We start from the raw sequence: 25138 nt of genomic DNA, 5'->3' as shown, positions 1-25138 counted from the left end.
GGGACCGACCGCGCCGATCCCCTTGCTCTGGCCGAAACCGTCCTAACATTTACTCGACATGGATGGAGCGAATCACATGGAAACGGATGATCTCAGGAACCGCTGGGCCATTCACGGTGATCCGGCCCGGCTCACGGAAGCGGCCGCAGCGCTGCGCAGCGCCCGAGCTGAGCAGATCTTCGGGGCTAGTTTCCCCGGCGAGTACGTCATGTCGGGAATCGCCCGGCTACTCGATTCCATCGCTCGTGAGATGCACGACAACGACACCCTCAGCCACGATGTGGTGAGGGCGGCAACCGAGATGTCCGGGCACGTACTCGCGTATCTCCCCAGAATCCGGGAAGCAACGATGAGCCGGCCCGCCGCCGCAGGAGCCGATCACGCCCAGCCGCGCGCCGAGCAACCTTCAGATCCGTAGTCGGAACGCCCGCGTCTCCCCAGCTTGCACCGGGCAGAGCAGTGATCGTATGCGCGGCATTGGCGGCAGCGGGTCGGTCAGGCCATGCCGGTAGCGCCAGAGCAGCCGGACCGCGCGGCGGGCGTTCTCGAGATCCGCGCCGCCGCGCACGGCACTGCTATCGGCGCCCGGTCGAGGCGACAGGGACGCCCATCCTGCCGAAGAACTCGACCATGCCTCGGGGGGCGTCGTCGGCGAAACACAGGTCGAGCCCGCGGGCGGACCGCCGGGCCGCGTCGGCGGAGCGCGGGAACATCGCCGTCTCGTACTGGCGCAGCGCGGCCTCGACGTCGTCTCCGTGCTCGATCAGCGCCAGCGCCAGCTCACAGCCGTCGAGCATCGCGGCATTCGCGCCCTCGCCGGCGAACGGCGACATCAGGTGGGCGGCGTCGCCGACCAGGGTCACGCCCGGGGTGCGCGGCCACGAGTGGCCCGTGGGCAGGGCGTAGATCCGGCGGGCCACGATCTCGTCGTCGCAGTGGCGGATCAGGTCGGTCAGCGCCGGGGTCCACTCGGCGAACTCTGCGAGCAGGGCGGTGCGGGTGGCGGCCGGGTCCGCCCAGTCGACGCCGCGTGTGTCGAGCCAGTCCTCGGCGGCCCGCAGCATGGCTCCGAGATGCAGGTCGCGGCCTCCGTGCCCGCCGAGGTTCTTGTTGTCCGACAGGGCGAACAGGCTTCCGGTGCCGACCAGAGCAGCGGAGGCGGGCACCGTGGTCGGCGCATCGGTGAGGTGGAGTTCGAAGTAGCTGATCCCGGCATACTCCGGGGAGGCGTTCGAGAGCAGGGGACGGACTCGCGACCAGGCGCCGTCGGCCCCGACCAGCAGATCGGTGGTCCGGCGCGAGCCGTTGGCGAAGGTGAGCTCGTACCGTCCGTCGCCCAGGCGATGGGCCCGGATGAGCTTGTGGCCCCAGACGACGCGTCCCGGGTGGAGCGAATCCAGCAGCAGAGCGCGCAGTTCCGTCCGGTCGATCTCGGGTCGCCCGCTGTCGCCCGAACTGTCGGGGGAGGCCTGGTCGATGAAGACGGTGCCCGCCTTGTCCATCACCCGCATGGCCTCTGCCTGCGGCCGGGTGAGCCGGCGGAACTGCTCATGCAGTCCCGCTTCGCGCAGGGCCAGCTGGCCGGACTCGACGTGCAGGTCGAGTAGTCCGCCCTGCCTGCGAGCGTCGGCGGTGGCGTCGAGTTCGTAGACGGTGCAGGCGATGTGGTGCTGCTGCAGGATGCGGGCCAGCACCAGCCCGCTGAGACCGCCGCCGACGACGGCGATGGACGGGGAGGACGAAGAGGGCATGTCGACACCTCGAATATGATCGATGGGTTAGACGTGTACGGCGTATGCGTCCAGACATATACACCGTATGCTGCCCGTACGACGAACGCAACCGACGCGAGGAGCGCTGCCGTGGCCGACGAACCGCCGCCCGTCATCTGGGCGCGTCTTTCCAGCCAGGGGCGTGGGCCGGTGCGCACTCTCGACTACGCGGCCATCACCGCGGCCGCGATCGCCCTGGCTGACGAGGACGGGGTCGACGCGGTCTCGATGCGCAAGATCGCCGGGCGGATGGACCACAGCCCGATGTCGCTCTACCGGCACGTCGGCAGCAAGGACGACCTGACCGAGCTGATGTACGACGCGGTGCTGGGCGAGCTGGACCTGACCGGGATCCCGTCCGGGAACTGGCGGGCCGACGTCGCCCGGCTGGCCCGGGAGATCCGCCGGCTCCACCACGCCCACCCCTGGATCGCCCGGTTCGGGCACCGGCCGACCCTCGGACCCAACGCCCGGCGGTTCCTCGAAACCGGTCTGGCCTGCGTGGACGGGCTCGGTCTCGACATCGACGCGATGATGGACCTGCTGTCCACCGCCCTGCAGTTCACCCGGGGCTTCGTCGAACAGGAACTGGGAGAGGTCGAAGCGCAGCGGCGCACCGGCCTGGACTTCGCGGGCTACCAGCGCCAGACCGGGCCGTTCATCTCGCAGTTGCTGCAGGAGGGCGAGCTCCCGTACCTGAAGCGGCTGATCATTGAGGCGGAGGACGCCCCCGATCCGGACGTGGTGTTCGAACGTCGCCTGGCGATGGTGCTGGACGGGTTGACGGCCAGGATCGGCCGTCCGAGCTGACGTGGACACCCAGCTCGATGGCCGGAGACCGGCGCTTGCGCTTGATGCGTTCGCGGGGGTGGTTGGGCCTGCAGATCTACTGTGTCGACCGCGATCGTCCTGGTCATTCGGTGACCGAGGTGCGGCGGCGTGCGTGGCGGTGGTCGGCTGTGACCCGCAGCGCGATGAGGGCCAAGACGGGGGCGCTCATCGCAACGACCGCCCAGGGCAGCGTGAAGCCGGCCGTGGTTGCGGCCGCGACGCCGACGAGGACGGCGCAGGCGGCGAGGACGTAGCCGAGCTTCCGGCAGGGCGCGGCTTCGAGTGGCGCGTGCAGCGCCCACACGAGCAGCAGGAACACACAGACGGGTGTCGCGACCGCGAACCCCACCAACCCGGTGGGTGCGGCGACGGGATGGATGAGCGTCTCGGCCACTACCTCCAAGGCGGCGCCGAGCGCCGCGAGCGCAGCGAAGATGCCGTAGTGGCCGTAGCCCCACCAGAACGAGCGCTCCCGATGCTGGGCGAGCCCGGCGGCGGCAGGAGCCAGGAAGTACAACCACCAGCACCCGAACAGCAGAAGCAGACCACCGCCCCCGACGAGCACGATGTCGAGGTCTACGCCCTCCGCTACGGCCGGGGTGAGCGCGCGGGAGGCGGCGAGCACACACTCGCCCAACACGATGATCGTGAACAGGCCATAGCGTTCGGCAATGTGGTGCGGATGCCAGGTCGTGCCCGTGCGCCGTTCCGCCCATACCGGAACGGCCAGCTCCGCGGCGACCAGGACGAAGAACCCGACGAAGCCGGCCAGCTCCGGTAGCGCCAGCCGGACGAGCCATCCGGCCTGCACCGCCGCGGTGCCAGCGGCGTAGCGATGCGCCGTCGCTCGGCGGACGGGGTCGTTGTGCGCTGCGCGGAGCCACTGCACCAGCATCGCCACGCGCATGATCACGTAGCCGATGGTCACAGCGGTGAAGTTCTGCTCGTTCAGCGCGGCTGGGACACCCGCGGCGAGCACGAGCACTCCGCCCATCTGCAGCAGCGTCAGCAGGCGGTAGGGCGCATCGTCAGGGTCGTAGGCGGAGGCGAACCAGGTGAAGTTCATCCACGCCCACCAGATCGCGAAGAACACCATCAGGTAGCCGAGCAACCCCTGTGCCGCGTGATCCTCCGCGATCGCGTGTGCGAGCTGCGCCGCGGCCGCGGCGACCGCGACGACGAAGGTCAGGTCGAACAACAGCTCCAGCGGCGTCGCCGTCCGGTGGCGCTCGCCGGCGTCCCGGGCCACCATCGGCACCCGCCACTGACGGCCACCGCTACTGGGCAACGCCATGGCTGAACCGTCGCTCATCGTGCACACCGACCTTTCCACCAGCAGGGGCACACCTCCCGCCATCAACCTGTTCCCAGCGAGTGCCAGCACCAGGCGCGATCGGAGGCGGGTTGGCGCGGCTCAAGACTGCACGGGCCATGCGCACTCCGTGGGGGCGCACGGTCAATCCGGCAGGCCGCAGCCCGGTGGCGGACCGGCCTCAGCGGAGCGCTCGTCGAGCGTGGTCCCCCGCTCGCGCAGCAGCGCAGCCAGGTCGCGCTTGCGGATCTTCATCGACGGCGTGCGCGGGAGCTCGTCGAACCCGACGACGGCCACGAGCCGGGGCACCTTGTAGCTCGACAGCCGCTCGCGGAGCGCGGCCCGCACAACGGATAGGTCGAGACGGGCACCGTCCCGCGGCACTATCGCCGCGCCCACGAGTTGCCCGCGCTCGGGATCGGGCACAGCCACCACGTGCGCGGAGGCGACGTCGTCGAGGGCGACGATCTCGCGCTCGACCTCAGCCGGTGCCACGTTCGCGCCCGACGTCTTGATCATATCGCTCAGCCGGCCGAGCATGAGAGCTTCCCGCCCTCGACGACGCCCTCGTCACCGGTGCGGTAGAAACCGTCGAGATCGAACACGTAGGACCGCTCGACTTTCTGCAGGCCCTTGGTGACCGACGGCCCGCGGATGACGATCTCACCAGGCTCACCCTCCGCGCACTCCTCGCCGTCGGGGCCAACGACCTTCACCGCGTAGCCCGGTTCGAATACCTCCAGCGGCACGCAGAGGGGGCGGTCGGCCCGAGGCAGCTCGTATCCCCACGAGTAGACCGCGAACGTCTCGCTCATCCCCAGCCCGGCCCGCAGACCGGTCACGGGTTCGCCGGATGCGGACGGGCGACGGCCCCGATGATGCTGCCCCCCATCGACGTGGCCCGGTTGCCGCACACGACGGTCCCGCCCGCCTCCAGCGTGCACATCAGATCCAGCGCGAAACCGCCGACCCAGAAGAAGGGGCATCGTCGCGGCCTGCCGCACGCCGTCCGGGTTGTGGTACATCGAGGCGAGGTAGTGGAACCTTGCCGATCATTCCCGCGTGGAAGTGGATCACGCCCTTGGGATCGGCGCTCTGGCCCGAGGTGGGTCCTCACCTCGGATGGGATGGCTACGTCGCCTCCTGGAGAGCTCGCGCACCCGGCGAGCACACAACCACCGATCCTGCCGGGCGTGATCACGGTTCACACGCATCACGATGCTGCTTCTGCAGCGCCTGCCATCTCAGAGTGTCAACGCACGCGGGCGTGGTGCGCGGCGTGGTCATCGGCGGACGGTGGATTCCCCGCCGACCGCCTCCACCACATCGACCAGCCCCCACTCCAGCGCCATAACCGCGTCGAGCGGGCGTCCGCTCAAGGCCAGGTACAGGGCGCGCCAGCGCCCGATCCGGCGCGGGATGCTCACCGTCCCGCCCGCACCCGGGATAAGGCCCATACCCACCTCCGGTAGCTGGAACGTCGCATCGCCGCGTGCGACGACACGACCTGCGAACGCCGGCAGCTCGATCCCCGCACCGACGCATCGGCCGTGCACCCTCGCCTCGACGCGCTGCGCCAGCCGGTGCAGCAACCGCCCCGCTCCCCCGCGCGTGCGCACCAGGTGCGCCGTCGCCAGGTCCGGGGCGGTGCCGAACTCGGCGAGATCACCACCCGCCGAGAACAACGGACCGGCACCGTCGAGCACCACCCGGGCCACCCCGGGATCGAACACGGCGATCTCGAGCGCGGCGACCAGGCCGTCTCGCACCTCCCGGCCGTAGGCGTTGCGCCGTTCCGGCCGGTTCAGGGTGATCCGCAGCTCGTCCCCGTCCCGCGCCACCAGTACCGGGTCGGCGGCAGGTGGAGGCGACGCCCGCGGGCCACGCCGCTCCAGCCAGCGCCTGAACTCCCGCCCACCCAGCAGGGTCGAGTACGCCAGGGACTCCGCATCCAGGGCATCCGGCACCCGCAACGATCCCGACCAGCGCAGCAGACCCGCCAGCACCGTGGCCGCCTGCGGGTTCGCCGCCACCGCTGCGTGCAGCTGGGCGGCCGCCGCCACCGGATCCTCCACCTCGACCCGTTCCCGAGGCTCCCCGGCACCCGGCGGCACGAGCGTCAGGTCGAGCGCACCGACCAGGCAGTCCATCGCCGGATCCACGGGACCTCCGGTCGCGACCCCGACGATGATCCCGGCTACGTCGGCCACCGCATCCGCCACCGCAGCCGCCGCCGCAGCCACCGCTGCTGACTCCGCCGGCGCGTCCAACCGCACCAGCAGCACCGGGGCACGGACCGAACCGTCGACGTCCAGCGCACCGACGGGACCGTGATCCGCGAGGTGCCGCACGTCGACCCACGGCAGCGACCCGTCCGTCACCGTCGGGACGATAGCCGCACCCGGCGTCCCGCCCGGCATGTCTCGGTCCGGTGGCTCAGACCCGCGTCGCCGCCTCGATCCCGTCGGCGTGGGCGAGCGTCGTGGCGCGGTCGGCCGCCCCGACGAGCGCGCGGTAGCGCGGCGGCGCCGAGCCCGGCGACGGCCACGAGCGTGTCGCCGGCGAGGTAGCCCACGACCGTGCCCCGGACCGGCCCGCCGTCGAGCCCCGCGCCGTGCAAGGGCACAGTCTCGTCGGCGAGATCAGGCGGCCGACCGAGCACCTGGATCTTGAGTCCGAACTGGTCGGACCACACGTACGCCGCGACGCCCATCGTCCCGACGACGGCCGCCGCCGCCAGCGGTGTCGCCGCGCCCAGCACCAGCGCACCGCCCGCACCGATCTCGACGGCAGCGCTCGCGGTCGCCTGCAGCCGCGGCTGCCGGAAACCGATCGAGCCGAACCAGCCGGCCGTGCCGTCGAGGGTGCGGGGCGTACCTCGAGCTCGGCAAGGCGATGTACGCAAACGACGCGGTCCCTGCGTGGCTGATCTTCGACGACCAGTTCCGGCGCCGCTACCCGTGGGTCCGCAATCTGCCGAAGCTCCGCAACATCCTCTCGGTGCTCCCGGGGCGGATGCCACCGCAGTTGGTGACCAACGGCTGGATCAAGAAGGCCGCGACCGTCGAGGAGTTGGCCCGCCGAATCGGTATCGAGCCGGAGAAACTGTCGGCCACGGTCCGCCGCTTCAACGAGCATGCCACGATGGGCCGGGACCCCGACTTCGGGCGCGGAGAGTCGCAGTACACCCGGCTGCTCGGCGACCCGGGGAACACGCCGAACCAGGCCCTCGGGCCGATCGACACGGGTCCGTAGTACGCCACCGAGATCTATCCCGGTGATGTGGGCACCATCGGCGGCGTCGTCAGCGACGAGCACGCCCGAGTGCTCGACGAGTCGGATGCGCCCATACCCGGCCTCTACGCGACGGGCAACATGGCCGCAACCGTGATGGGCCGTACGTATCCCGGTGCCGGAGCCAGCATCGCGAACACGATGACCTTCGGCTACGTCGCCGCGCGGAATGCCGCCCGAGAGTGATCACGGACAGAACTCTCGGCAAGCTCCGCCCTACCTGGCCAAAGGCACCTTCTGCTATCAGGATCACTTCCACCCGCCACGGCCATGAAGAACCGGAGCTAACGTGTCGGCATGACTGACCTAAGACTCAGGGTAGCCGCGTCATCGTGAGCGGAGGAGGTTCTGAAGTCGGCTTGGCTGTTGCGGCGGCGTTCCTGCGCGAGGGCGCGAAGATCGGAACATCAGTAGGACTGAGCAGACGGTTGAGCGGGCGTTGGCCGGCGCCCTTGCCGACTCTGACGGTCTTGCCTTTGCCACGGTGGCCGACGTCCGCGACGAGAGCAGTTGTCCTGACCCGGAAGGACGAAAATGCCACTCTTTACTGTCACAATGCGTGCCGGGATGACGGCGGAAGAAAAGGATGTGATATCTGCTGCCCTCCATGAGGCAAGCGTCAGTGCAGGTTATTCGGAGGATGACCTCTTCCAGAGGTTCATCTCATTGGGAGAAGCTGATCTTCGCATCAGTCCTCGCTATCCCGATCTGCGAAAGCCGCGCAGCAGGAAAGTCGTGATGATCGAGGCCCTACTGTCGTCAGGGACTGCGGAAGACAGGAAGCGCCTGCTTCTCTCCGCGATGGTGTCTCGGCTACAGGCGGCAGGAACGGACCCAGAGGACGTCATGGTCTTCTTTGGCGAGATCGACCGTTCCAACAGTTCCTTTGGCGGCGGCCGGCTGGCCCCGCCTGTCGACGTGCAGACCACAACGTAAAGGTCGAGAAGTATCCACTCTGTGGATCAGGAGCAGTTGGGCATCGTCGACGTTCAACTGCCTGTCAGGGTCGTAGCGCAAGCCGGACAGGTCCACGATCACCGGCGCAACTCTTGCGGTAGCGAAGCCGAGCCCGAACGGGCGGACGGCCGGTCCGCTCGGTGCCTCATTGTCGGGTTCGACCATGCCGAGGCTGCGGCCGAGCGGCATTAGATCAGCGGCACGAAACAGCGGTTCGAGCCCTGGCGTGTAGCGGTCATGTTCGCGTTCCTTCCCTTCCTCGATATTCCTAGCGCCCGGACGGGCGCAGGTTCAGAAACCGACAGCGGCCTTTGAGGTAGTAGGCGAACGTGTCATGCACGACGCAGGGAACACGGCGGCGCGGCCATACGGAGTTACGCTGGTGGCGACAGGCCACGCATCGCCCCCGATCATCGACCGGGTGTTGGTCAAGGATCTGCGACGCTGCGCCCAGAACGCGCAGCATGTGCTCGGCGAGCACTCGATCACCGAACGACCCGTTCTCCACCGTCGTGGTCAGGGAACGTGTCACCGCGACGAACTCGCGGTGTTCGCGTTCCGGTTCTGACCTGCTCATGGGCTCCGCATCTCCCTCGTCGTCTTCCGTCATGTGCTCTATGTGTTGGTGTCGGCGCTATGTGGACGGGTCAAGCCGGCGGCGGCTCCGGGGCGCAGCACCGCCGGCCCGACCCAGCTATCGAGGAGGTTGGTCACAGCGCCGCCAAGTTGTGCTCGGCTTCGGCGGCTGGCTCGCACGGCCACACGGCGGCACACTGCGCACCACCGTCGTTGGGGTGGGTGTTGAGCGCGGTCACGGCCAGCGCCCGCAACCCCCTCCAACCGGGCCGCAAGCGACTGCGAAACCGATGGGATGGATGTTGGGGGAACGACCATGGCGCCTACCTCCTGGTGACAGCACACGTGCTGATCAAGACGGTAAGGCGATTACTGGCCGGTAACCCGAACTGCCAGTTCGGGTGGTGTGCCGGTTCTGGTTCCCTAGACGGGTAGCCCGATGCGTAGCGCCAGTTGCGAGGCTTCAGCAGCGACGTGCCGGCGCCCTCGGTGCGCAACAGTTCGTAGGACGGCGTGCGCGGCTGGCCGGTACTGCATGTCCTCGGGCGCTTCCCGCTCGGCGGTGGTGAGGAGCGTGAGGGCGCTGGCGAAGTCGCGCCGCTGCTCGTAGCCCTTGGCCTGATCGACAAGGAACGCCACACGGCGTTCGATCGATGGCGAGCGGTCATGGTCGACACGCTCAGCCAGGCGCAGGCCTTCCACGGCCTCACCGGACTCGAACTCGATGCTGACGGCGTACATGGCGACGTTGGTGGGGCCGAACGCCGTCCACATGGTGTTGCGTTCGCCGGTTAGCTTCGCCAGCGGCGCGGCGCGGCGTATCCGGTCGCGGGCGGTCCAGGCATCGCCGTTACGGGCGGCAGCGACCGCCCCCAGCAGAATGACCGAGCCGTACATGGCAGCCATGTCTGCCGTGCCACCTGCCATCAGCGGTTCCATCCGCTCGGCGGCTCTCATCGCCACGGCCTCGGCCGCCTGCGGCTCACCGTCGGCGAGTAGAACCTGAGACATGTTCCAGTGAGCGGCGGCGAGCCGTAGCGGGTCGCCGGCTGCCTCGGCGCAACGGACCGCCCGGTCGGCGGCCAACAGCGACAGATCAACCCGGCCGATGCGCTTGGTCACCGTGCGCAGCAACCCGTACAGGTCAGCAGCACAACCCAAGTGCTCTCGCTGCATATCGGTCTGGCCGGACGCGCTCACGGTACGCACAGCGTGCTCGATGTCGGCGATCAACGCAGGTAACCGCTCGGTGAGCTGGCTGTAGCGGTGCGGCGATGTCTGCCAGGTCGTCCACGCTTCACGCACACGACGCTGCAGAGCGGGCAACGCGACAGGCGCGTCACGGGACTGTGAGCGGCTGGTGAGCGCCTGGTAGATCGCACCACCAGCGGCGGTCTTTCCCCGCGCTGGGTTACGAGCTGGCTGACCGCATAGCAGCTCACCAGCCGGCACCCCGAGCACGTCGGCGAGCTGAGTCAGCACAGCGACCGTGGGGATCTTCTGACCCCGCTCGATCTGATACAGGTAGTCCGGCGTGATCCCCGTCAACCCCGCCACGACCGTCTTAGCGCGCCGGGAAGCTGTCCGATAGAACTGGACCCGCTCTCCGATAGTCCGCGCCAAGTCGTTGTCGGCCATGCCTCCCCGTCCCCCATCGGTCACCAGGAGTGATGCTACGCCGCGACAAGTAGACGATCATGGGCAATGGCAAACTAGCCGGATGCAATCGGCCGAACCTCCCCGCGTGCTGGTGCTGTGGGACATCGACCACACCCTGATCGAGACACGGGGTGTCGGCTTCGCTATCTACCAGCGCGCTTTTCCCACCGCGACGGGTCGGCCACTGGACCAGCTCGCACAGATTGCTGGCCGCACTGAGCTGGACATCATGCGCGAGACCCTGCGTGTCAACGAGATCGAGCCCACCGACGACGCAATCGACTCGCTCGCAGCTGCTCTCATCCAGGGCTACAACGATGCCCGCAACGAACTCGCCACCATCGGACGCGCTCTACCAGGAGCAGCGGCAACGCTACGACAGCTCGCCACCGATCCACGCGTGCACCAAGCCGTGCTCACCGGGAACCTGCGCGACGTCGCCCGCATCAAGCTAGAGACGTACGGACTCGACACCTACCTTGACCTTGACGCCAGCGCCTACGGCGACGACCACGCCGACAGAACACAGCTCGTCGCCATCGCCCAACTCCGAGCAACCGGGCGCACGGGCATCACCTTCGATAACGCGCACACCGTGCTCATCGGCGACACCCCCAACGACATCAAAGCCGCCACCGCAGCCGGCGTACACGTCATCGGTGTAGCCACCGGAAAAAGCACCGCAGACGACCTCATCGCAGCCGGCGCCCCCGTTGCACTCACCGACCTCACCGACCCAGCCCGCACCGCCGGCCTGATCCTCAACCCTCCTGGGGTGGTTTGAGGCACTGAGTTGATCGCCTTACCACAGTCATCTCTCGACGACAATCATGCGGAGAACCGGGTCGACGCAAAGTGTACCCCCACCGCCAGGAACGCCCTCCACGCTACCTGCAGACACAGATGGAGAGGACAATTCCATTGACTCCTTTGGCCTCATTGGGAAATGACAGGGAAAGCGGCGACGCGGGCGCGTCGTCATTCGGCTCAGCATGGCTGCAGCCGCCTCAGGTCGGCGAGGACGATCTTGAAATCACCTCGTGACTGCGTGGCTCCGGCGCCACTGGCAGCCGCGCGGGGACCGGCCGGAGGCCGCACGCCCCGCGCGAGAGCTTGCGGCTGCATCGGACCACAGCGCCGCGCGCCGCCCGGAGGGCGACGCCTTGAACAAGCAGGGAAGTCTGAACGCACCAGGCTCTCAGCGGCTCTCGGCGGCTGTCGGACGCCCCTCGATCGGTAACGCTGGCTCCGCTTGATGGGTGACGCTCCCGCCCCCGGATCTGCTTCCCGCGGCTGCTACGCGTGGGGTGGCTCGGTCTGCTCCGCGATCCAGGCCAAGTAGTAGTCGGGGTTCCCGTCGTAGATCGGGCGGGCACTGATGCCCGGAATTTGGTACGGGTGGCGGTCCTTGGCGTGCTCAACGATGGCAGCGACGAGCTCGCGTCGGGTATGGAGCGAGGCGCGCCCTTCGGTTCGCTCGTGGACCTCGCCCTGCCACCGGTAGATGGAGTGGACCGGAGAGAAGTTGTGGACGCTTGAGCAGAGGCGTCTGTCGACGAGTTCGCGGGTGAAGCGGCGAAGCCAGTCCGAGTCTGGCGCAGGGATCACGACCTCGCAGAGTTCCGTCATCGCGCGGCCTCCCTCTCACGGATGAGATCGGCCCTCGCCTGCTCGGAGTCCTCGCGCGTCTTCCCCATCGTCGCCCAGCCGAAGGATGGAAAGTCTGAACGCACAGCTCCTGGGCGGACCTGGGCGGACCCACAGGTGCAGCTCGTGTGCGGGGGTTGGGAGTGAAGCCCGAGCGGCAGCCCGGCGACTTGAGCGAGCCATCTTCGCGGTGAAGTCCGGGTCGCGGCTGCCCTTCCAGGTCTTGGTGGCCTGCCAGCGGATGTCGGCGTCGCGCAGGATCGCGCGCACCGTCTCGGTGCTGATGACGATCCTGTGGTGCTCGCCCAGGTGTTCCACCAGCTTGGACAGGCTCCAGGTGGTGAACGGGCGGCCCAGCTGCTGAGGCGGGGTCTTGGCCACCCGGCAGACGAGCTCGCGGACGGCGGGGCCGAACCTACGTGGTCGGCCCCCGCTCCATTTTGGGTCCAGCGCCGCGAACCCCTGCTCGTTGAACGCGTGGATCACCTCCCGCGCGTACTGGGCTGTCGCGGCGAACATCGCGGCCGCGTCCGCTGCGCTGCGCCCCTGCACCGAGGTGAGCACGATCCCGGCCCGCCGCAACCGCACCCGATCCTTCGCGGTCCGCGTGATCTTGACCAGACGCTGCGCTTCTTCCGGCTCCAGCGCGCGGACGAACACCTCAGGCTGCCGTGCCATCACCGCCTCCACCGACAGCCTCCCGGCCGCCGAGGCGAGGGATCAAGCAGACACGGTTACGACCGCAACCTTTCTTGACGCGGCACTAGACGTACCACCGCGCGGCATCGTCGCGCTCGACGATCCGCTCCGTCGCGTCCCCGCCGCCGGCGAAGGTCGCGTGCCGCACGTCGCCGACGAGGTGCGACCTCTCGATGGCGGGGACCCAGTCGGCGATGTTCCCAACGTCGCCACCCATCGCCCACACGGCGTCGGGGCTGGCGGCGATGACGACGGACCCGGTGACATTCACGGGTTCTCCTCGGTGAGACGGGTGGTCACTGCTGGGCCGAGAGGATCGTGACCACGCAGGCGTTGCCGTCCATCCCGGCAGCTCCCCCGCCCATGGTCTCCACGAGCCCGACGCGGTGGCGGGCGACCTGCCGGACTCCGGCGCGGCCCCGCAGCTGCCAGGCGAGCTCGGCGAGCTGCGCCGTACCGGTCGCGCCGAGCGGGTGGCCGCGCGAGAGCAGGCCGCCGCTGGGGTTGACCGGCTGCGTACCGTCGCGGGCGGTGTGGCCGGACGGCGCAAGCTCCGCGCCGTTGCCCCGCGGCGCTAGACCGAGGGCCTCCAGCGTGATGATCTCGCCGATGGTGAAGGCGTCGTGCACCTCCAGCACGTCGATCTCCGACGGCGTGCGTCCGGCCTGCGCGAATGCCCTCTCCGCCGCACGGGCGACGCTCGCGTAGCCCCAGACGTCGTCGCTGCGGTGGTCCCACAGCGCCCCGGACACCATCGCCGACGCCTCGACGCGCAGGTCGTCGCCGTTGCCACGGTCCGGTCCAACGATCACCGCCCCCGCGCCGTCACTGGTCGGACAGCACTGCAGCAGCGTCAGGGGCTCGGCGATCATGCGGGAGGCCAGCACCTCCGCGACCGTGGGCGCCGCCGTCCGCAGCTGCGCCCGGGGGTTGTCCAGGCCGTTGCGCTTGTTCTTCACTGCCACGGTGGCGAGCTGCTCGGGCGTCACGCCGAACTCGCTGATGTAGCGCTGGGCCTGCAACGCGTAGAGGCCCGGCAGCGGGAGCGACGACGCCCCCTCGGGGTCCGTGGCCTCCGGAACGATCGCGCCGGAGAACAGCGTGGACATCTGGTCGACGCCCAGCACAAGCACGCACCCGAAACGGCCCAGCCGCACCGCCTCGACGGCTTCGTGATACGCGCTGGTGCCACTGGCACAGGCGTTCTCGACCGTCCACATGGGAACCCCGGGAAGTCCGAGTCCGCGCTGGACCCGGGTGGCCACACCGGGTGGCCCGAACACCGACCCGACCACGATCGCGTCGATCTCCGCAGGCGAGATGCCCGCGTCGCGGACCGCCTCGGCGACGGCCTCCCACGCCAGTGACTCGACGCGGCGCTCGGGGAACAGGCCGTAGTCCGACGTGCCGACACCCCACAGCATCGGCTGATTCATGACTCCCCCTCGGCGACCAGGTCCCCGCCGTCGGTTCCGGTGATCCGCAGCCGCGCGCCGATCGGCAGCACGGCCGGCTCCGCGAGATGCACGAGCACCCGCGGTCCGTCGTCGAGATCGAGGTAGGCCAGCCCGAACGGCGCCCGGCGATCCCCGACCCGGATGCCGACGACGGTCGAGGACCATGCGGCGCCGGTGCGGGCAAAGCGCGCGGCCTCGACGTCGCCGTAGCAGACCGGGCACCAGGGAAGGCCTTGCTGCGCCGCCGGGTACCGGCACGCTGTGCAACGCATCCCGAGAACGGCGTCGCCGTCCAGGACAGGGCGCGAGTCGGCCACCGGCAACCCGCCGACCGCCGATCCAGGCCGACGCTTCGTGGGGCGGCCCACGCCCAGTTCCGTCATCAGTGATCGCCTTCCAGCGTCAGGGAGAAATCGCCCGCCTCGATGTGCAGGTAGGCCCCGACCGAGGTCTCGACCAGCTCGCGGACGAACCGCATCTCCTTCGTCGTCGGGGCGAAGTCCCGGTTGCGCTGCGGGGTGGCGCGCATGATGTCGATCTCGTTGGCGGGCACGAGCAGTCGGAGGATCAGCTCGTCGTCGGAGATCGAGCCGCCGAACCGATCGCGCAGCTCGGCCAGGCTGGGCTGCGGCGGCTGCCAGTCGGTGTAGCTCGCCGCCTTGGGCGAGCTCATGATCGTGTCGAGCACGTTCTGGTCGAGCGGGCCGACGGGGTCGCCATAGAAGCCATGCGCGTAGATCAGCACCTCGTCGGGCACCACCGAGTAGCGCGATCCGCTGACGACGTTGAGCACCGCCTGCGTGCCGACGAGCTGCGAGAACGGCGTGGCCATCACGGGGTAGCCGAGCTCCTCGCGCACCCGTGACATCTCGTCGAGGACCTCCTCGAAGCGCTCCTCCATCCCGCGGGCGCGCAGCTGGTCCTTGAACGTGCCGGCCATCCCGCCGGGCAGCTGGTGACGGTATTGGAACAGCGCGTACTCCGCCGGGGTCCCGACGGGCAGCGCCTCGTACTCGGCCACGCGCAGCAGGTGCTGCTCGACCGGGGAGAGCCGGGACTCGTCGATGTCGACCTCGAAGCCGGCGTAGCGGAGGTTCGCGATCGTGTTCTCGGTGGAGGGCAGCGAGACCCCGGCAGCGAGGGGACGGCTTGCCGTGTGCACGCGGTCCGCGCCGGCGAGCAGCCCGGCCAGGTAGTTCAGCGGGGCAAGCGCGTTATTGCTGTGGAAGTGGATCTCGACGGGCAGCTCGCCTGCTGCGCCCTTGATCGCCGCGACCAGGGTACGGGTGCGCTCGGGGGTCAGCAGGCCGGCGGCATCCTCCAGCTCGATGCCGTCGGCGCCGAGAGCGACCAGCTCACGCGCACGAGCCGCGTAGTACTCGTCGGTGTGGAACGGGCTGTCGGCGTAGAGGATGCACGGGAGCGCCTGCGCGCCCTGGGCCTGGACGGTCTTGACCAGCCGCCCGATCTTGTCGATGTTGAACAGCCCGTCGTAGATCCAGAAGCTGCCGATGCCGTGGGCGCACAAGCGCTGCACCCACAGGTCCATCACGCTGTCGGCGGTGAGCCCGAACGTCACGATGCCGTTGCTGCGGGTGCCGGCGCGGACGATGGTGCGCGGCATGGCCCTGGCGAGCGAGATCAGCTGGTCCCAGGGATCCTCCTTGCAGTGCCGGACCAGCACCTCGAAGATCGAGCTGCCGACCAGGTCGATGGTGTGGAAACCGGTCCGGTCGAGCTCGGCGGCTATGGGCAGGCCCATGTCCTTGCGCAGCCGCATGCCCCACCAGCTCTGCGGGCCGTCTCGCAGGGTCTGGTCGATGATCTCGATCTTCTTGCGACCCCCGCCGGCGGTTCGTGGGGCGCAGTCCAGGTAGTTCATCCGAGCTTCTCCAGGTGGTTGGGCAGGCCGCGGGTGGCGATCCAGTCCGTCGTGACGACGGCGGCGCGGAAGTCGGGATGATCGAGCGCGGCGCGGACGAAGCCAGCGGTCGTGGGAACGCCCTCGACGCGCAGCCGGCCGAGCGCGGAGACCAGTCGGTCCGCCGCGGTGTCGCGGTCGGGGCCGTGGGCGATGATCTTGGCCAACAGCGAGTCGTAGTACGGGCTCACGACGTAGCCGGGCTCGCAGTGACTGTCGACGCGGATGCCCTCCGCCACCGGCGGCTCCCACACCGTGACCGTCCCCGGGTGCGGCACGAAGCCGCGCGCCGGGTCCTCGGTGGTGATCCGGACCTCGATCGCGTGGCCGTCCAGCACGACGTCGTCCTGCGCGAGCCGCAGCGGCTCCCCGGCGGCGGAGCGCAGCTGCTCGGCCACCAGGTCGACGCCGGTGACCATCTCGGTGACCGGGTGCTCCACCTGGATGCGGGCGTTGAACTCCAGGAACGCGTAGGTCTGCCGATCCGCGTCGTAGATGAACTCGACCGTCCCCGCGCTGTCGAGTTCCAGCGCCTCGGCGAATGCGACGCCACTGCGGCGGATGGCGCCGCGCACCGACTCGGACAGCTTCGGCGCGGGCGACTCCTCGACCACCTTCTGGTGACGCCGCTGCAGGGTGCAGTCCCGCTCGCCGAGGTGGATCACGTGCCCGTGCCGGTCGCCGAGCACCTGCACCTCGATGTGGCGCGCGTTGCGGACGAAGCGCTCCACGAATAGCCGCCCGTCGCCGAACGCGGACTGCGCCTCGGTGGCCGCACCGGCCCACCGGGCCAGCATCCCGGCATCGTCCTCGACGACGGACATGCCGCGGCCGCCACCGCCCGCCGCCGCCTTCACCAGCACCGGGTAGCCCAGCTCGCGGGCCGCGGCGACTGCCGCGTCCGCCGACTCGAGAACCGGCGAGCCCGCCAGCACCGGGATCCCGGCCGCGCGGGCCAGCTCCCGTGCCCGCGCCTTGTCCCCGGCCTGCGCGACCGCCTCCGGGCGGGGGCCGACGAAGATCAGGCCCTCCGCGACGCAGGCCCTGGCGAAGTCGGGGTTCTCCGACAGGAACCCGTACCCCGGATGTACGGCGTCGCAGCCGGTGCCGAGCGCGGCGCTCAGCACCGACGAGATGGCGAGGTAGCTCTGGGTGGCCGGGGCCGGACCGATGCAGACGGCCCTGTCGGCCATCCGCGCTGCGAGACCGTCGCGGTCGGCAGTGGAGACCGCCACGACAGTCTCGATCCCCAGCGAGCGGCACGCCCGCACCACGCGGACGGCGATCTCACCGCGGTTGGCGACCAAGACGCGCCGGATCGCGATGGGAGCGACCGCGTCACCCATCGCCGGGCCTGATCAGGAACAGCACCTGGTCGTACTCGACCATCTCCGCGTTGGCCGCGCAGACCTGCACGATCTCCCCGGCCTCGGACGAGACGACCGGGTTCATCAGCTTCATGACCTCGACGATCGCGAGCTGCTCGAACTGCCCGACCGCCTGCCCGACCTCGACGAACGGCGGCTCGCCGGGGCTCGGCGCCACCCAGAACGCCCCGACGGCGGGCGACCGCACCTCGACCAGGCCGGTGGTGTCGAGCGGCGCGGACGGAGTGCGCGGCGGACCGGCCGGCGTCGGGGTCCCGGCGGCCGGTGTCACTCCGGTCGCGGGTGCGCCGCCGGGCCCGGCCGCCGGGGTCGCGGCAGGCGCGTTGCCCGCACGCGCACGGCCGGCGGACGATGACCCGGCCAGCGCGGGCGGCCCTTCCTTGCCGACCGTGATCGTCATCCCGCGCACCTCGAGTCGCATGCCCGTCCATCCGGAGGCGGTGAAGGTCCGCAGGACCTCCTGCACCTCGCGGAACGTCACGCCGGCGGGGATCTCCGAGTTCGTGGTCATGACGTCCCCTCCCGGTGTGCGACGGCAGTGAGCAGGACCGGCAGCCGGTGCGCCGCGACGATCACCTCAACGCCCGCGTCGAGCGCGGCCCGCACGCCGTCCGGGGTGGTGAACAGCGCGCCGCGCACGGTCCGGGTGCCGGCCGGGATGTCGGGCGGGCCCTCCCGCAGCTCCTCGGGCGGGATCTTGTCGGCGTCGAACACCGGCTCGGGAGCGGCCGCGCCGGGCTCGGCCACGGTGACCGCGCCCTGCTGCTCCGCCCACGCGCACAGCCGGCGAAGGTCGTCGTCCTCGGACTCGTCGACGGCCGTGGTCGCGATCTCTCCGGTGTAGACGCGGCCCGCGGTGGCATCGACCGTGACCGTCCGGCCGAGCAGTGCGTCAACGGTGCCCGCGCCGCAGCCGACGACACACGGCGTGTCGAGCGCCCGGCTGACGACGGCGGCGTGCGATGTGGCGCCGCCCTGCTCAGTGACCACCGCTGCGGCGGCGATCATGCCCTGCACGTCGTCGGGGCTGGTGGAGCGGCGGACGAGGATCGCGCCCGGGGTGTGCTGAGCGTCCTCCGGGGTCCCGACGGCGAGGCCGGTCGCGACGCCGGGGCTGGCCGCCACGCCGTGGGCCAACAGCTCCGCCCGGTCTGCCGCGCCGGGTGCGATCTCCGGGCGCAGCAGTGCCCGGACCTGCTCCGCTGTCACGCGCCGGACGGCGTCGGCCGGCGTGATCGCGCCCTCGTCCACCAGCGCCACCGCGATCCGGACGGCGGCGCGGGCCGTGCGCTTCGCCGGGCGGGACTGCAACAGGAACAGCTCGCCGTGCTGCACGGTGAACTCGATGTCCTGCGCGTCGCGGCCCTCGGTGTCGAGTCGTTCCGCCGCCGCCAGCAGCTCGGCGTGCACCGCGGCGTTCCACCCGGCCAGGTGCGTCAGCGGCTGCGGGGTGACCCGGCCGGAGACGACGTCCTCGCCCTGCCCGCGCGGCAGATACTCGCCGTAGGGCTCCCGGGTGCCGTCGACGGGATTGCGGGTGAACAGCACCCCGGTGCCTGAGTCGTCGTCGAGGTTGCCGAAGACCATTGCCTGCACGGTGACCGCGGTGCCCAGGTCGTCGGGGATGCCGTAGTGCTTCCGGTAGGCGATCGCGCGCCGGGAGCGGCTGGACGCGAACACCGCGGCCACAGCGGCGCGCAGCTGCGCCCAAGGATCGGAGGGCACGGTGCCCGCGTCGTCGGCGGCGACGGCGGCCAGCACCGCAGCGGTGTCGGGCAGGTCGTCGAGCTCCTCGGTGCAGCCCATCACGAGCCGCCCATAAGAGCCGGTGAAGCGCCGGTGCACCTCGGCGGCGAACGCCGGATCACCGCTCTCCGCGGCGAGCGCGGCCTCCACGATGTCGTTGCATCCGAGGTTGAGGATTGTGTCCATCATCCCGGGCATGCTGATCGCGGCGCCCGAGCGCACGGAGACGAGCAGCGGGCGTTCGGCGCCGCCGAACGTCCGTCCCAGCTCCGCTTCGAGCAGCCGGATCCCGGCCTCCAGCTCGGCGGCCAGGCCGTCCGGGAGCGCACCCACGGCGAAGTAGGCGGCGCAAGCTTCGGTTGTGACCACGAACGCCGGCGGCACCCGCAGGCCAAGCGACCGCATCCGCCACAGGCTCCAGGCCTTGCCGCCCACCAGCTCCCGGCTCGGCTCGGCGGCCGGATCGTCCGGGACGACGAGCCAGCGGTACCCCGTCGCGGTGTTCATGGCGCCTCCGCGGGAGAAGCCGCGTCATCGCTGCTCACTCGGGCCGCTCCCGCCCAGTCACGCGCAGCAGGTGCTCGTGCATCTGGAACCAGACGGTGTGGAACGAGTCCACCCGGACTCCGCTGACGTAGTCCGTCTCGCCGCCCTCGGCCCGGATCAGCGCGGTTCCGAGGCGGTCGAGGAAGCGGTCGACCAGCGGGTCGGCGTCCGCGATCGGGCGGAGCACCTTCTGGGTCTTCTCGTGCGTGCGTCCCAGCCGGTCCAGGATGCCGGCGTCGTAGTCGGCGTCTGCATGGTCGTTGGGCACGCGGGCTCCGTCGACCTCGACGGTCTGCCAGTCCGTGGTCAGCGACAGCACCCGCTTGTTCACGCCGGTCTCGAAAGCCTCGATTGCCTCGGCCACGGCGGGCGTCGCCCGCAGCCCAGCGAAGGCGTCGGGGTAAGCGGCGTCGAGCAGCTCGCGCCCGGCAGGGCCGATCATGTAGGAGCCTCGGGCGGCGACCACCGCGCCATCGGCCACCGCCTTCTCCAGGCCGGCCTTGACGTCGGCGACCGGCTGCCCGGTGATCTCGGCAAGCTGCTCGGCCGAGGCCAGCTGGCGCAGCGTCAGGGTGTGCAGGGTGAGCTGATAAGGGTCGAGCATCGGAGTCCTCTCGCTTTACGAGGCAGCGTGCGCGACGGGGGCGGCGACCATGCGGTCGCGGACCTCGCGGCGCAGCGACTTGCCGACCGGGCTCGTGGGCAGGTCGGGCCAGATCTCGACGGTCCGTGGGCGCTTGAACCCGGCCAGCCGACCGGCGCAGAAGTCGAGGATCTCGGCCGGGTCGGCCGGCGAGCGCGTGACGACTGCGGCCGCGACGCGCTCGCCCCACGTGTCGTCGGGCAGCCCGACGACGGCCGCCTCCACCACCGCCGGGTGGCTGAGCAGGGCGTCCTCGACCTCGCGGGGGTACACGTTGAACCCGCCGCTGATGATCACGTCGTGGCGGCGGTCAAGCAGGTGCAGGTAGCCCTCGTCGTCCCAGCGGCCGATGTCGCCGGTGTGCAGCCAGCCGTCGGGCTCGATCGTCTCCGCCGTGGCCTCGGGCCGCCGCCAGTAGTGGTGCATCGTGTGCGGGCCGCGGGTGAGCACCTCGCCCACCGCCCCCGCCCCGAGGACCTGCCCGTCGGTGCCGCGCACCTGGACCTCGACGAACGTGTACGGCTTGCCCGCCGAGGTGAGCCGCTCGGGCGTGTGCTCCCAGGGCTGCAGACAGGTAATCGCCAGCGGCGCCTCGGCCTGGCCGTAGAGCTGCGCGAATACCGGGCCGAGGACGTCGATCCCGCGCTGGAGGACGGAGGTGGCGATCGGCGCGCCGCCGTAGCAGAGGCGTTCCAGCGCGAGGTCGGCGCGGGCGGTAGCCGGGTCCTCCAGCAGCATCGCGATCATCGTCGGCACCATGAACGTCGACGTGGCCCGGTGCTTCTGCGCGGCCTCCAGAAATGCCGACGGCGAGAACTTCGGCACGATGACGTTCGGTGCCCCCTTCACCAGGTGCGGCAGAAAGAACGCGCCGCTGCCATGCGTGATCGGCGCCGCGTGCAGCATCACGGAGCCCGGGTGCAGGTTCGGCAGCAGGTCGACGAGGAAGTTCGCCACCTCGGCCAGCTCGCTGCGAGTGGTGAGTACCACCGCCTTGGGCTTGCCCGTGGTGCCGCCGGTGTAGGCCAGGCGCAGCGGCGCGTCGGGGTCGCGGCGTTCGTCGCATGGCCCGGGGGGCGCCCCCGCGATCAGGCCGGGCAGCTCCGCCGCCGTGATCATGAACTCGGTCTCCGCAGGTGGGTCCCCGGCGTGCACGAGCGCCCGGGCCTGCGAGTCGTCGATCTTGTAGGCGTGCTCGTGCGCGGTCTCGCGGGTGTTCAGCGGGACTCGCACGAGCCCCGCCTTGGCCAAGGCGTAGTAGACGACGACGCCGTCGATTCCGTTAGGCAACACCACCGCGACGCGGTCGCCCGGCTCCAGGCCCCGGGCCAGCAGGGCGTGCGCGAGCCGGTCGGTCAGGTCGTCGAACCCCGCGAAGGTCACCATCCGGTCGCCGTAGACCAGGGCCGGGGCCGCACCGAACTGCCGCCCCGCGCGCCGGATCAGGTCCCCGATCTGCATCAGCGGGTGGTGGGCAGGTCGGCGCGCAGCAGGCCCGCCCCTCGGCCCTCGAGGGTGCGCGAACCGCGCTGGGTCAGGCGGTAGAGCTCGTCGGCCCGTGGCGAGGTGTGGTGGCGCTTGACCCACTCCTCGTCGAGGTACCGGAAGTCCTCCGCCTGCACCGCGGGGGTGAACTCGCGGGCCCGGCGGTTGTACTCGTCGAGCTCGAGGCGACCGGCGCTGGTGGTCCACAGGCCCGTCTTCGCGTCCAGGGTGCTGGAGCCCGACAGCCGGTCCCCCGCCGTGGGCGCGAAGTCGTCGTCGGTGAGCACCGAGTACGGCACGCCGGTGAGCATGTTCTGGTTGAGCCCGGAGTAGCGCGCCATCGAGTACTCGCTGGTCTTCTGGTGCGGGAAGCTCAGCAGCCCGACCATCTCGCCGAGGTTGTCGCGGCCGTACTCGTCGTTCATCAGCGGCTTGAAGCGCTGCACGCGGTCGTCGATCTGAAACCAGTCGTCCTGCCTGTAGGTGCCGGCCAGGTGGGCGAAGTCCTTCGCCACGGAGGAGTAGACGAGCGCGCCGGCGTCGATCATCTGCTCGCGCGACCAGCTCGCGATCCGCTTCCAGAGATCCGCCGTCGCCGCGTTCAGGACTTCCCGGTACTGCTCCATCGTCTCGGCGAGCTTCTCGGCGTTTTCCATCCCGACCGGCACGTAGCCGTCGGTCAGCGCGTCGGAGGTGTACATCCCGACCGCCGCGATGTTCGACGCGTCATAGCTGGGCTCCGCCTCGAACGACGCCCAGTCGTCCATGAGGCGGAAGTTCGTGTCCTTGAAGACGATCGGGATCGTCAGGTTGGTGAACGGGAGCTGCGTGGCGATCCCGTCGAGCCACGGGTAGTCACCCTCGGTGAGCTCGAAGAAGTCCCGGACGATCAGCTGCCGGTTGTCGCCGAAGTTGTACGGGCCGCTGTTGTGCAGCCCGATCCGGCACTCGCAGTGGGCGAGGAACGCGTACTGCGACAGCTGCGCCACAAGCTTGGTGGCCGCCGTGTGCAGCCGGTCCCCCGCGACGACGCCGTGAAGGTCGGACTCGAAGACCTGTAGCGTGCGCTCCGGCAGCAACTGGCTGCGGTCACCGAACTCCTTGTTGGTCATGTGGCCGTCGTTGCGGTGGTAGGCGAGGTTGAACCGCCGCGAGAAGTCCAGCACGTCGACGAGGTCCTCAACGGCGTCGGACGGGCCGAGCAGCCCCCAGTTCATCAACATTTCGCGACCGATGAGGTAGAAAGCGGGCATCCCCCACGCGGCGTTGACGGTGTCGGTCTTGAGGCTGACCTCGCGGGCCCGGTCCCCCAGTTCCTCGGCGGAGGTCGCGGCGTCGATCTCGCGGAGCTGCGTGGGCAGGCGGTAGAAGGTGTTGAGGTAACTCAGCAGCATGTAGGGGTTCATCGGGAACAACTTCGACTCCTGCACGGTGCGCGTGATGCACAGCCAGTAGGTCGTGTCGCTCAGCTGCCGGAGGTAGTTATTGGTCTCCAGCAGGGCCCGGTAGTCCAGTTTTGCCATCGCTCAGCCCTCGATCTTCCAGATCCGGGCGTGCCCGGTGTCCCCGGTCTCGTACGAGTCGGCCGCCGGTGGCGCCGCGGTCACCTCGATCTCGACGACGTCCCCGGCGACGAGGGTGTCGATCTTGCAGTTCATCAGCGTCGGCACGTCGTACTCGCGGGCGAGGATGCCCAGGTGCGAGCGAACCGAGCCGCCGAGGCAGATCACGCCGGCGAAGCCCTCGATGATCGGGGCGGTCAGCGTGCCGCCGGAGTCGTCGATCACCGCGACAGTGCCAGCCGGGACCCCGTCGGCGAGGAAGCCCATCACCTGCTCGATCTTGGAGATCAGCGCGACCGGACCGCAGACCGTCGCCTGCTTCCGGATGACGTTGTCACCGACGCCGACTTGCCGGCGCCCGTCCGTCACCGGCCCGTTGGCGAACCCCGAGGCCGCCCGCTCGGGGCGCTTGTACTTGGCGGGCTCGGACTCCAGCGACACCGTCGCGGAGAAGTCGAAGCGGTACCCACTGTCGAGCGCCTCCTGCTCAATGGCGCGGGCGTCGGCCAGGGAGAACAGGTCGAACTGCCGGTCGAACACCACGTCCTTCCACGCCGCGCCGGTCGCGGCCAACCGCTTCGCAGCGAGGGCGCGGACGGCGCCGTTGTAGCGGCGGGGCAGGGGCAGCATCTCGGTCGTGCCCCACTTCGGGGGCGTCACCGCGGAATCGGACATCGTCACCTCTCTGTGATCGTGTCGGCCGGGGACCGCGTCGAGGACCGACCGCCCATGGCTATTCACCTGATCAAAAGGTAGGTAGCCTCGGAGGTGTGACCCAGTCCACGTTGGTGGACAGTCCGGCGTCGACGACGACCGCCACATCCCCGCGCCGCCGGGCTCGTTCCTCGCCGCGATCCACACTGCGCAAGGCCGACTACGAGCGCGCCTTCGACATCCTCGAGTGCTGTGACGGCGCCCCGTCGCTCCCCGACTTCCGGGAACTACTCGTCGACGCGCTGAACCACCACTTCGGGCTGCGGCACGTCTCGTTCTTCGCCGGCGCCACTTTCCACAACACCTTCGGTGACCTCGCGCCCCTGACCGAGGGCCACACGGCACGGATGCTGCCCGAGTACCAGGATCGGTGGTCGCGCTACGACGTGTTCAGCACGCCGGTCGCGATGCGGCAGCTCGTCTCCAGCGGGGTCTCCTCCCTCACCGAGCTGCGGGCGCTGGGAGCGCTGCCGGCGTCGGCCAACGCCTACGTGCGGCACTTCCTGTCCGCGACGTGGGGCATGGAGTCGGCAACGGCGCTGCGCCTGGAGCTGCCCGGCGGCCACACAGCCCTCATCGGCATGTTCGACACCGCGCCGGACTGCATGGGGCCGCAGGACCTGGCGACGCTGCGAGTGCTGTCGCGGCAGCTGTCGGCCATCGCGCGCGGGCTGCCGGTCTCCCGTCCCAAGGCGGCGCTGGCGGGGCTCTCGGAGCGGCAGCGGCAGGTCGTGCACCTCGTCGCCGACGGGCTGTCCAACGCCCAGATCGCCGAGACGCTGTCGCTGGCCGAGGACAGCGTGAAGAAGTACGTCAGCCGGATCCTCAGCGCCACCGGCTGCCAGTCGCGGGTGGAGCTGGCGCTGCTCGCGCGGTCGCGGGCCTGACAGCACGACGAGGGCCGCGGATGCCGTCCGCGGCCCTCGTCG

28 protein-coding genes and 1 pseudogene are annotated in these 25138 nt (G+C 70.1%); 7 read left to right on the top strand and 22 right to left on the bottom strand.

Annotated features, from left to right (window positions below):
- The first annotated feature begins 76 nt into the window (after positions 1 to 76).
- Positions 77 to 418, top strand: coding sequence for a hypothetical protein (locus ABD143_RS18930; protein ID WP_343980304.1), 342 nt, complete (start codon positions 77 to 79; stop codon positions 416 to 418).
- Positions 419 to 575: 157 nt separating this feature from the next.
- On the opposite strand, the gene ABD143_RS18925 is transcribed toward ABD143_RS18930, so the two are convergent.
- Positions 576 to 1751, bottom strand: a complete 1176-nt coding sequence (locus ABD143_RS18925) for an FAD-dependent oxidoreductase (protein ID WP_343979776.1) — start codon at positions 1749 to 1751, stop codon at positions 576 to 578.
- A gap of 111 nt (positions 1752 to 1862) precedes the next feature.
- Here ABD143_RS18925 and ABD143_RS18920 point away from each other — a divergent pair, with 111 nt between their 5' ends.
- On the top strand, positions 1863 to 2582 hold the full coding sequence (locus ABD143_RS18920; RefSeq protein ID WP_343979773.1) for a TetR/AcrR family transcriptional regulator: 720 nt from the start codon (positions 1863 to 1865) through the stop codon (positions 2580 to 2582).
- 103 nt (positions 2583 to 2685) lie between these two features.
- Here the strand turns inward: ABD143_RS18920 and ABD143_RS18915 are convergent, their stop codons facing one another.
- The 5 genes from ABD143_RS18915 to ABD143_RS18895 all read right to left on the bottom strand — a co-directional run bounded on the left by ABD143_RS18915 (position 2686) and on the right by ABD143_RS18895 (position 6820).
- Complete coding sequence (locus ABD143_RS18915; RefSeq protein WP_343979770.1) at positions 2686 to 3897, bottom strand: low temperature requirement protein A; 1212 nt, start codon at positions 3895 to 3897, stop codon at positions 2686 to 2688.
- Positions 3898 to 4059: 162 nt separating this feature from the next.
- Positions 4060 to 4434 (bottom strand): AMP-binding enzyme, encoded by a 375-nt coding sequence (locus ABD143_RS18910; RefSeq protein ID WP_343979767.1) that lies wholly within the window; start codon positions 4432 to 4434, stop codon positions 4060 to 4062.
- A 5-nt stretch (positions 4435 to 4439) separates the two neighbouring features.
- A complete protein-coding gene (locus tag ABD143_RS18905; RefSeq protein WP_343979764.1) occupies positions 4440 to 4757 on the bottom strand; it encodes an AMP-binding protein in 318 nt (105 codons plus the stop codon).
- A 441-nt stretch (positions 4758 to 5198) separates the two neighbouring features.
- On the bottom strand, positions 5199 to 6296 hold the full coding sequence (locus ABD143_RS18900) for an enoyl-CoA hydratase/isomerase family protein (RefSeq protein ID WP_343979762.1): 1098 nt from the start codon (positions 6294 to 6296) through the stop codon (positions 5199 to 5201).
- Positions 6293 to 6820, bottom strand: coding sequence for a DoxX family protein (locus ABD143_RS18895; protein WP_343979760.1), 528 nt, complete (start codon positions 6818 to 6820; stop codon positions 6293 to 6295). Before ABD143_RS18895 ends, ABD143_RS18900 begins: the two co-directional genes overlap by 4 nt.
- On the opposite strand from ABD143_RS18895, the gene ABD143_RS18890 reads away from it, so the two are divergent.
- The 3 genes from ABD143_RS18890 (at position 6811) to ABD143_RS18880 (ending at position 8145) form a co-directional block, all read left to right on the top strand.
- On the top strand, positions 6811 to 7170 hold the full coding sequence (locus tag ABD143_RS18890; protein ID WP_343979757.1) for a hypothetical protein: 360 nt from the start codon (positions 6811 to 6813) through the stop codon (positions 7168 to 7170). The genes ABD143_RS18895 and ABD143_RS18890 overlap by 10 nt on opposite strands.
- Before the next feature lie 12 nt (positions 7171 to 7182).
- Entirely contained in the window at positions 7183 to 7395 is a 213-nt protein-coding gene (locus ABD143_RS18885) for an FAD-binding protein (protein WP_343980294.1), read from the top strand.
- 381 nt (positions 7396 to 7776) lie between these two features.
- Positions 7777 to 8145: a tautomerase family protein gene (locus ABD143_RS18880; protein ID WP_343979755.1), complete on the top strand. Its 369-nt coding sequence runs from the start codon at positions 7777 to 7779 to the stop codon at positions 8143 to 8145.
- Between the two features lie 27 nt (positions 8146 to 8172).
- Here the strand turns inward: ABD143_RS18880 and tgmA are convergent.
- The 3 genes and pseudogenes from tgmA to ABD143_RS18870 all read right to left on the bottom strand — a co-directional run.
- Positions 8173 to 8331: pseudogene (gene tgmA / locus ABD143_RS38250) on the bottom strand (putative ATP-grasp-modified RiPP); the annotation flags it as partial.
- Between the two features lie 103 nt (positions 8332 to 8434).
- Positions 8435 to 8776 carry a hypothetical protein gene (locus ABD143_RS18875; RefSeq protein WP_343979752.1) on the bottom strand — a complete coding sequence of 114 codons (342 nt, stop codon included), beginning with the start codon at positions 8774 to 8776 and terminating at the stop codon, positions 8435 to 8437.
- A 389-nt stretch (positions 8777 to 9165) separates the two neighbouring features.
- Entirely contained in the window at positions 9166 to 10380 is a 1215-nt protein-coding gene (locus tag ABD143_RS18870; protein WP_343979749.1) for a helix-turn-helix domain-containing protein, read from the bottom strand.
- Between the two features lie 106 nt (positions 10381 to 10486).
- On the opposite strand from ABD143_RS18870, the gene ABD143_RS18865 reads away from it, so the two are divergent.
- Positions 10487 to 11185 (top strand): haloacid dehalogenase-like hydrolase, encoded by a 699-nt coding sequence (locus ABD143_RS18865; RefSeq protein WP_343979746.1) that lies wholly within the window; start codon positions 10487 to 10489, stop codon positions 11183 to 11185.
- A 512-nt stretch (positions 11186 to 11697) separates the two neighbouring features.
- Here the strand turns inward: ABD143_RS18865 and cutA are convergent.
- From cutA to ABD143_RS18800, 13 genes are all read right to left on the bottom strand, one after another.
- Positions 11698 to 12030 (bottom strand): divalent-cation tolerance protein CutA, encoded by a 333-nt coding sequence (cutA, locus tag ABD143_RS18860; RefSeq protein ID WP_343979743.1) that lies wholly within the window; start codon positions 12028 to 12030, stop codon positions 11698 to 11700.
- Positions 12031 to 12045: 15 nt separating this feature from the next.
- Entirely contained in the window at positions 12046 to 12726 is a 681-nt protein-coding gene (locus ABD143_RS18855) for a helix-turn-helix domain-containing protein (protein ID WP_343979740.1), read from the bottom strand.
- 85 nt (positions 12727 to 12811) lie between these two features.
- Positions 12812 to 13018 carry an SRPBCC family protein gene (locus tag ABD143_RS18850; protein WP_343979737.1) on the bottom strand — a complete coding sequence of 69 codons (207 nt, stop codon included), beginning with the start codon at positions 13016 to 13018 and terminating at the stop codon, positions 12812 to 12814.
- A gap of 25 nt (positions 13019 to 13043) precedes the next feature.
- On the bottom strand, positions 13044 to 14183 hold the full coding sequence (locus ABD143_RS18845; RefSeq protein ID WP_343979734.1) for a thiolase family protein: 1140 nt from the start codon (positions 14181 to 14183) through the stop codon (positions 13044 to 13046).
- Complete coding sequence (locus tag ABD143_RS18840; protein WP_343979731.1) at positions 14180 to 14587, bottom strand: Zn-ribbon domain-containing OB-fold protein; 408 nt, start codon at positions 14585 to 14587, stop codon at positions 14180 to 14182. Before ABD143_RS18840 ends, ABD143_RS18845 begins: the two co-directional genes overlap by 4 nt.
- The gene (locus ABD143_RS18835; protein ID WP_343979728.1) at positions 14587 to 16086 is read right to left on the bottom strand and encodes a carboxyltransferase; all 1500 of its coding nucleotides are present in this window, start codon (positions 16084 to 16086) and stop codon (positions 14587 to 14589) included. Before ABD143_RS18835 ends, ABD143_RS18840 begins: the two co-directional genes overlap by 1 nt.
- Positions 16083 to 17471 carry an acetyl-CoA carboxylase biotin carboxylase subunit gene (locus tag ABD143_RS18830; RefSeq protein WP_343979724.1) on the bottom strand — a complete coding sequence of 463 codons (1389 nt, stop codon included), beginning with the start codon at positions 17469 to 17471 and terminating at the stop codon, positions 16083 to 16085. Before ABD143_RS18830 ends, ABD143_RS18835 begins: the two co-directional genes overlap by 4 nt.
- Complete coding sequence (locus ABD143_RS18825; RefSeq protein WP_343979721.1) at positions 17464 to 18024, bottom strand: acetyl-CoA carboxylase biotin carboxyl carrier protein; 561 nt, start codon at positions 18022 to 18024, stop codon at positions 17464 to 17466. The genes ABD143_RS18830 and ABD143_RS18825 overlap by 8 nt, the downstream gene beginning before the upstream one ends.
- A complete protein-coding gene (locus ABD143_RS18820) occupies positions 18021 to 19766 on the bottom strand; it encodes a pyruvate, phosphate dikinase (protein ID WP_343979718.1) in 1746 nt (581 codons plus the stop codon). Before ABD143_RS18820 ends, ABD143_RS18825 begins: the two co-directional genes overlap by 4 nt.
- 34 nt (positions 19767 to 19800) lie before the next feature.
- Entirely contained in the window at positions 19801 to 20409 is a 609-nt protein-coding gene (locus ABD143_RS18815) for a hypothetical protein (RefSeq protein WP_343979715.1), read from the bottom strand.
- A gap of 15 nt (positions 20410 to 20424) precedes the next feature.
- The gene (locus tag ABD143_RS18810; RefSeq protein WP_343979712.1) at positions 20425 to 21909 is read right to left on the bottom strand and encodes a class I adenylate-forming enzyme family protein; all 1485 of its coding nucleotides are present in this window, start codon (positions 21907 to 21909) and stop codon (positions 20425 to 20427) included.
- Entirely contained in the window at positions 21909 to 23456 is a 1548-nt protein-coding gene (locus tag ABD143_RS18805; RefSeq protein ID WP_343979709.1) for a hypothetical protein, read from the bottom strand. The genes ABD143_RS18810 and ABD143_RS18805 overlap by 1 nt, the downstream gene beginning before the upstream one ends.
- Positions 23457 to 23459: 3 nt before the next feature.
- Positions 23460 to 24170 (bottom strand): PEP-utilizing enzyme, encoded by a 711-nt coding sequence (locus ABD143_RS18800; RefSeq protein WP_343979706.1) that lies wholly within the window; start codon positions 24168 to 24170, stop codon positions 23460 to 23462.
- A gap of 95 nt (positions 24171 to 24265) precedes the next feature.
- On the opposite strand from ABD143_RS18800, the gene ABD143_RS18795 reads away from it, so the two are divergent.
- Positions 24266 to 25096, top strand: a complete 831-nt coding sequence (locus tag ABD143_RS18795; RefSeq protein ID WP_343979703.1) for a helix-turn-helix transcriptional regulator — start codon at positions 24266 to 24268, stop codon at positions 25094 to 25096.
- Positions 25097 to 25138 lie beyond the last annotated feature (42 nt).

Origin of the sequence: Pseudonocardia aurantiaca, assembly GCF_039526725.1 — a bacterium.
Taxonomy (GTDB): domain Bacteria; phylum Actinomycetota; class Actinomycetes; order Mycobacteriales; family Pseudonocardiaceae; genus Pseudonocardia; species Pseudonocardia aurantiaca.
This window is presented reverse-complemented; position numbering and strand designations above follow the sequence as displayed.